The organism is Catenulispora sp. GP43, from assembly GCF_041260665.1.
Taxonomy (GTDB): Bacteria; Actinomycetota; Actinomycetes; order Streptomycetales; family Catenulisporaceae; genus Catenulispora.
In genome coordinates this window covers 208,309-214,391 of record NZ_JBGCCT010000021.1, presented here as the reverse complement: position 1 = coordinate 214,391, position 6,083 = coordinate 208,309, and the positions used below count along the sequence as shown (strand labels likewise).

Below are 6,083 nucleotides of genomic sequence, written 5' to 3'. Positions count from 1 at the left end.
AGATACGCCTGGCGATGGTCCATCGAGATCACTTTCGAAGAGACCCGCGAACACCTGGGCGCGGGCCAGGCCCGCAACCGCGTCCGCCAAGCCGTGGAGCGCACCACCCCGTTCACCCTGTACTGCTACACCATCGTCGTCCTCTGGTACGCACTACACGGCCACACCCCGGCCGACGTCGCCGACCGCCGGATGCGCCAGCCCTGGTACACGTCGAAGACCGAACCGGCGTTCGCCGACATGGCCGCCAAGCTCCGCCGCGTGATCATCGCCGCCCGCTTTTCACCCATCCGCGCCGCTCAACCGACCGCTACCGAAATCCGCGAGGTCCAGCACGCCTGGGCCCAAGCAGGACTGGACCTGGCGGCCTGACCCCCATCACATCTGCAGAAACGGCGAAAGCCGAGTTCGACAGGACGGCGGGTGATTGCGGGACCTGAACGGATCCCTGGCCTTCGGCATTGATCTGCACTGCAACCTGGTCGCCCGCCTTCAACTCAGCCGGGAACGACCCTGCCTTCAGCTCCGCCGATGTCACAGCCTGGCCAGCTGGCGGGAAGACGGCTGATGACCCGATCTTGCCCTCGGTGACCAGATCCCCGGCCACGAGCGGTACCGCTGCGATCCGCCCGACGACCTGGTCTTCCTGCGACTCCGGGATCAGCCCAACCGCGGCATCCGCAGCGACCCCCGTCGTCCTCAAATCCTCGGCCGTCACCCTCTGCCCAGCCGGAATCGGCACCGCCACCTGCAGAACCGGAACCCGGCCACCAACCGAGGACAGCAGTACACCCCCGCCCACGCCACACACCGCGACCAACCCGGCCCCGACCTTCACATACGCCGGACGTACTCGCCGCGCCGAGGACAGCCGCCCCAACGACGTGGTGGCCGAGCGAGAGACCGCATCGGGGCGGGCTTCCTTGGGCGGGGCTTGCCCCGGAATGACGGAACGCACGTTGAACTCGCCTTACGCCAGAGGTCAGATATCAGAAGTCTTCAGACCGCGATGGAGAACGATCTTCAGTGGCTGTTGGTCACGAGCGCGGCTGCTTCGATCACCCGCACGGGGAACCCGACCGAAGACTCCACATCGGGAAACGTCCCGCCTGGCCCGAACCCCGTCCAGTCCACTCGCCACACGATCGTCGCCGTGACGTGGAACGCTCCGCCGGGCTCGACTTCGGAAGTCCGATGGAACGTATGTCCACAGGTCGGGGACGGAGCCATTGCGTCACCGCTCGGGTGTTCCGGAAACGGAGTCCCAGGACCTGGGCAGGTCACCGTGGACCCATCGCCCATGTTCCACTCCACCCGCTGTGGTGTTGCGGTCGCTTTGATGGTGATCCCGCCCGCGCTGACCGTCGATGACTGCGGTACCCAAGACCCAGGCTTCAACCACATCCAGAGCGGAAGCCCAGTGAGCTGCGGCACGTTCACCCCTGGGCTCATCACGACCTGCGGTTGCGGCATGGCAAGTGTCTTGTATGCCTTTTCGGCCAGAGCCTGCGCGCTGGCCGGCGACGGCACCGGGTAGAAGACCAGCTTCGAGCTGATGATCTTCCCGCCCTGCGTACATTGCTCCTGATACGCGTTGTCCAAGCCAGAGTAGGAATCCGGTAAGTCAACGATCTGGTCGGGCAGGTGATCCCAGGTAATCGGCACCTGCTGGCAGACCGGGGCATTCGGATCCCTCGGGGTGTTCGCCGGCGCGGGTTTCGAAACCTTGGCCGGCGGGCTGTCTTGAGCGAAGCTGCTGCAGCTGGTTGCGCCGCATTCTGTGTCACCCGACGCTCCAGCGCCACCGAGTCCGCCAGATGCTGTCGCCGATCGAGCACCAAATCCGAGCGACGCGATGGCGACCGCACCGACGAATGCCACGTACTTCAGCATGTGCCCTCTGCCTGCACTTGGTAGTTCGCCACTCTCCAGAGGTCGTACTGTTTGGTGACGCGGGCCGTGACCATGCGGCGACCGCCGGGAATGGCATCCCGCGGCTTCCCGGTTGCGGCGACATACTGCAACCAGTGGACGTCTGAAGCGCAATCCTTGATATCGACCTGCGTCGGCGTGTTTGGTGGAACTACGTCCACGATCGTCGGGGCCGTTTCTAGCGCACCTTTGATGACAAGTCCGCCGCGTTGCAGTTGATAGAGGCTGTGAACCATCTCGCCGAGCGCAGCATCCGTCGCATGCTGGGTCAGCCGCTGGTCCGTGTAGTTCGCCGTCTGGGCGGCGTTCGCGTAGTCAGTCCACATGCCCGTGTACGCAGCCAGGGCCGCCTGCTTCGCCTGGTCAATTGGGCTGGGCATCGTGTCGGAGGTGGCTTTGGTTGGTGTGGCTACCGCGTTCGTGATGCTCTTCGAGTGCGGTTCGGAACATGCCGCAGTGGTCGACAGGGCGACGACTCCGGCGCAGGCCACGACGATCTTCAAACTGTTCACGGCTGCAGCACTTCTCTTACCTCGTCTTCCCCTTGTTGCGGAAGGGCTCATGAACCGCACTATCAGCTTGTCTCCAACGAGAAGGGAAGTAACGGTAGAGACATCCAACACGCCCGAGTTGCACTCGATCGAGTGATCTTGAAGGCTGGCCTGAGGTTTGCTTCATCCAGACTCGAGAACCGCGCCAACGCCCAGAATGCACCTTCGGACGTGGCTAGAAAGCCGGCGGTACCCTCGCTCCTGCACGACTTGCGTGCGAGCAACACGGGTCAGCGATTGGCGTGTTTCCAATGCCGATCTTCCGCAACGAGGAAAGTGGTTCGGCATGAGAAATGATGGTTGCGAATTTTCGGCGGAGTGTACGTATCGCTGGCACGGGTGATTTATGAAGCTTGCCCCGCTCCTGACCGTCTCGGGCTAGGAACAGCTGGTATCACTGGTCGCAGCGGATGACGTGACCAGTGACGACATCGCGTCACGGAGGAACCCGGAAAGCGTCGCATCGCGCGTCGTTCTCCTCCGCAATCCGGCGGTGTAGGTCGACCAGACGAGAGGAGATCATGGTGCCGGCGGCAGGCCAAGGGCGTATCCAGCAGGTGCTGACGCCGGAGCTCCTTGCCCGGTTGTACATTGAGGAGCGACGCCCGGCCGACGACATCGCCGCCGAGTACGGCACGACTCGCTTGACCATCTACGACCTGGCCCACCGGTATGGCCTGCAGAGGAAAGCGGTTGGTCCCTGCACCGCGGCGTATCCCGACCCTGACGAGCTGTACCGACTTCGCCACGTCGAGAATGCGTCCACCAAGGAGGTCGCCAACGCGATGGGTATCGCGGCGGGAACCGTGTGGAAGTGGATGCGGCGCTACGGCATCCCCTGCAATCCCAGGACCAAGCGCCAGGCCGCGACGGCGCCGCCGGCCGTGCCGTGGACCGATCAGAAGACCCTGACCGCCATGTGGGAGCGGGGCTGGCCCGCACAGCGGATCGCCGAGGCGACCGGCATCGCGGCCGACGCCGTCCGCCGCCGACTGGAGGCCGCAGGCGTGCTGACCAGGCGCGGGATGGAGAACTACCAGGCCGTCGGCGAGCCGTCCGACCCCCTAAGCCGCGAACTGCTTGAGGCCATGTACCTGGTCCAACGCCTCACTCCGTACGAGATCGCCAAAGCCACCGGCACTACCCACAGGAAAGTCGACTACCGCCTTACTCGATACGGCATCCCTCGCCGACATGGCGGTCACAAGCTACTGACAGACATCACGCCCGAGGTCCTCCAGGAGCTCTACGTCGACCAGCAGCGCACCAGTGTCGAAATCGCAGACATGCTGGAGTGCAGTTCGGTGCACGTCCGACTGCTCATGCGCTCTTACGGGATCGAGCTCAGGACCTCCGAGCTGCGTAGCGGAAGCGGCGGCCGCACACCCCTCACCGCGCAGGTGCTCCGCGAACTGCACGTCGACCAGGGCATGAACGCCCGTCAGATCGCCAAGGCGCTCGACTACTGCAGTACTTCCGGCAGGCCGAGCACCGAGCGTATCCGTGGTGCCTTAGCCCACCACGGCATCAGCATCCCGCGCGCTCAGCGCACTGTCGGCGATGAGGCTCTGCGCAAGCTCTACTATGACGAGGGTCTCGACGAGGTCGGCATCGCCGACAGGCTCGGGTGGCGCACACCGTCCGGCAAGCCGTCGCTCCACGAGGTGAAACAGCGGATAAAGGAAGCTGAGATTGCGCCCCGCCCCCGACGTGCGAAGCCTCCGACCGCACTCAACCTCGAGATCCGTGGTATGTACGAGCAGGAAGGGATAACCAAGCGCCAGATCGCCGCGCAACTGGGCTGGTACAAGCCCGACGGCACCCCGGACGGTGGACGCGTCGCGAAACGGCTCGCCAGGGTCGGCATCGAGCCCGGCTGGCGTCCACCGTCGCGCTTCGCATGCGATCCGCAGGAAATCCGCCGGTTGTATGAGGACGACGGGCTGTCCCAGCGAGAGATCGCCGTCAGTCTCGGCTGGTTCAGCCCGACCGGGAACCCGCTGACATACCGGGTCCAGCAGGTGTTCCGGGAGGCCGACATCCCCTCTCGCGCACGCGGCGGCAGTCCTCACAGGGCCGCCGTGCCCGGTTCGGAATGACACTCCGACCGGCGCGCGAAGGCGCGCTGTCGCGACAGACCTCGATCATCAGCGATCCGACCGGTCTTCGCTGCCCAGAGACGCCGGTCTGCTGCGGGGCGGCGGCCGGGCCCGTACCGACTCCACCTATGTGATCGCCGGGGTTCGCAAGCTGAACCGGGTCGAGCTGGTCGGCGAAGGGCTGCGCGCCGCTCTGGAGGAGATCGCCGGGATCAGCCCGGACTGGATCGTGCCGGTGCTCGCCCCAGGCTGGGACGAGCGCTACGGCCGGAAGGTCGAGACATCCCGGCTGATCGGGCGCGGCAGCAGGAAGACGACGATGGCGGCGCTGGCAGCGCAGATCGGCGCGGACGGCGCGGCGCTGCTGGCCCGGATCGACGCCGACCACACCGCGGCCTGGATGAACACGCTGGCGCGGGTGCGGATCCTGCGGACGCTGTGGGGCCAGCAGGTCACCGCAGGCCCCGACGGCGCGCTGGTTCTGAAGGACGGCGCCGGGTTGGCCCCGTCCGCTGAGCGGCTGTGCTCTCCGTATGATCCCGGCGCCCGGTACAGCACGAAGGGCCGCGGCGCCGAGGAGGACATCGAGTGGCAAGGTACGAAGGCCCACCTGACAGAGTCCTGCGACGATGACCTGCCGAACCTGATCACCGACGTGCACACCACCATGGCCACCGACCCGGACGTCACCGCGACCACCGACATCCAGGACAAGCTGATCGGACGCGGCCTAGCCCCGGCCGAGCACCTGATGGACTCCGGCTACCCGTCCGCAGCGACATCACCGCCTCGAACGAGCGCGGGATCACCCTGATCGCCCCGATTACCGTCCTGGCCGGCCGCAACGCCAAAGCCGACACCTCCCAGCGGCGACGGCGCAATCCGCGGCGAGGTCAGTCACCGCCGCACCGCCGCACCGCCGCGACACACGTGAAGCACTGGCCGCCCTGGCCGACTCAGGCGATCAGCACCCGTCGGCGCTCGAAGCCGACTGAGCCTAACGCTTCAAAGGCTTCTGGCACGCGGGGTCGAGCTACTGCTGGCGGCGGTAACGCAGTATCATCGAATGCTTATTAAATGTAAGGCTGGCAAGGTGGGGGGTGACGGGTATGGACGCCGCGAGCGCTGCCGAGACTGTGGCTTTTCTGGTCGCAGGGGGTGCGGTACACGGACTGAGCGGAGAGGCTGCGGTCGAAGCGGTTTCGGCGATCAGGACGAGGATCCGTGAGATCTTCAAACACGACCACCGCGCGGTAGATGTTTTGGAGCGCGTTGAGGTGCAGGGAGCAGATCCGGTCCGCCTGGCGGATCTGGCCTCCGCAATCCGCTGGCATGCTGAACGCGACCCGCAGTTCGCCGCCGAGCTCGTGGGATGGGCCACGCTGGGCGCCGCGCCGGTCGTCCAGAACGTTCACGCCCAGCGCGACGCGTTTGTGGCGGGACGTGACCAGACCGTGATTCGCGTCGACGCCGAAGACGCCTGAGACGACACCTCAAGTTC

The 6,083-nt window shown here is 65.7% G+C and carries 6 protein-coding genes and 1 pseudogene; 4 read left to right on the top strand and 3 right to left on the bottom strand.

Features of this window, described 5'->3' with window-relative positions; translation table 11 throughout:
* Positions 1-372: pseudogene (locus tag ABH926_RS35395) on the top strand (transposase); the annotation flags it as partial.
* On the opposite strand, the gene ABH926_RS35390 reads toward ABH926_RS35395, so the two are convergent.
* The 3 genes from ABH926_RS35390 to ABH926_RS35380 form a co-directional block, all read right to left on the bottom strand.
* The gene (locus ABH926_RS35390; RefSeq protein WP_370370327.1) at positions 311-748 is read right to left on the bottom strand and encodes an SAF domain-containing protein; all 438 of its coding nucleotides are present in this window, start codon (positions 746-748) and stop codon (positions 311-313) included. The pseudogene ABH926_RS35395 and the gene ABH926_RS35390 overlap by 62 nt on opposite strands.
* Before the next feature lie 275 nt (positions 749-1,023).
* A complete protein-coding gene (locus ABH926_RS35385) occupies positions 1,024-1,893 on the bottom strand; it encodes a hypothetical protein (RefSeq protein WP_370370318.1) in 870 nt (289 codons plus the stop codon).
* Positions 1,887-2,444, bottom strand: a complete 558-nt coding sequence (locus ABH926_RS35380; protein WP_370370317.1) for a hypothetical protein — start codon at positions 2,442-2,444, stop codon at positions 1,887-1,889. Before ABH926_RS35380 ends, ABH926_RS35385 begins: the two co-directional genes overlap by 7 nt.
* Positions 2,445-3,004: 560 nt before the next feature.
* Here ABH926_RS35380 and ABH926_RS35375 point away from each other — a divergent pair.
* From ABH926_RS35375 to ABH926_RS35365, 3 genes are all read left to right on the top strand, one after another.
* Complete coding sequence (locus tag ABH926_RS35375) at positions 3,005-4,582, top strand: hypothetical protein (protein ID WP_370370316.1); 1,578 nt, start codon at positions 3,005-3,007, stop codon at positions 4,580-4,582.
* 130 nt (positions 4,583-4,712) lie between these two features.
* Entirely contained in the window at positions 4,713-5,396 is a 684-nt protein-coding gene (locus ABH926_RS35370) for a hypothetical protein (RefSeq protein WP_370370315.1), read from the top strand.
* Positions 5,397-5,691: 295 nt separating this feature from the next.
* Positions 5,692-6,066 (top strand): hypothetical protein, encoded by a 375-nt coding sequence (locus tag ABH926_RS35365; protein WP_370370314.1) that lies wholly within the window; start codon positions 5,692-5,694, stop codon positions 6,064-6,066.
* The last annotated feature ends 17 nt before the right edge of the window (positions 6,067-6,083 follow it).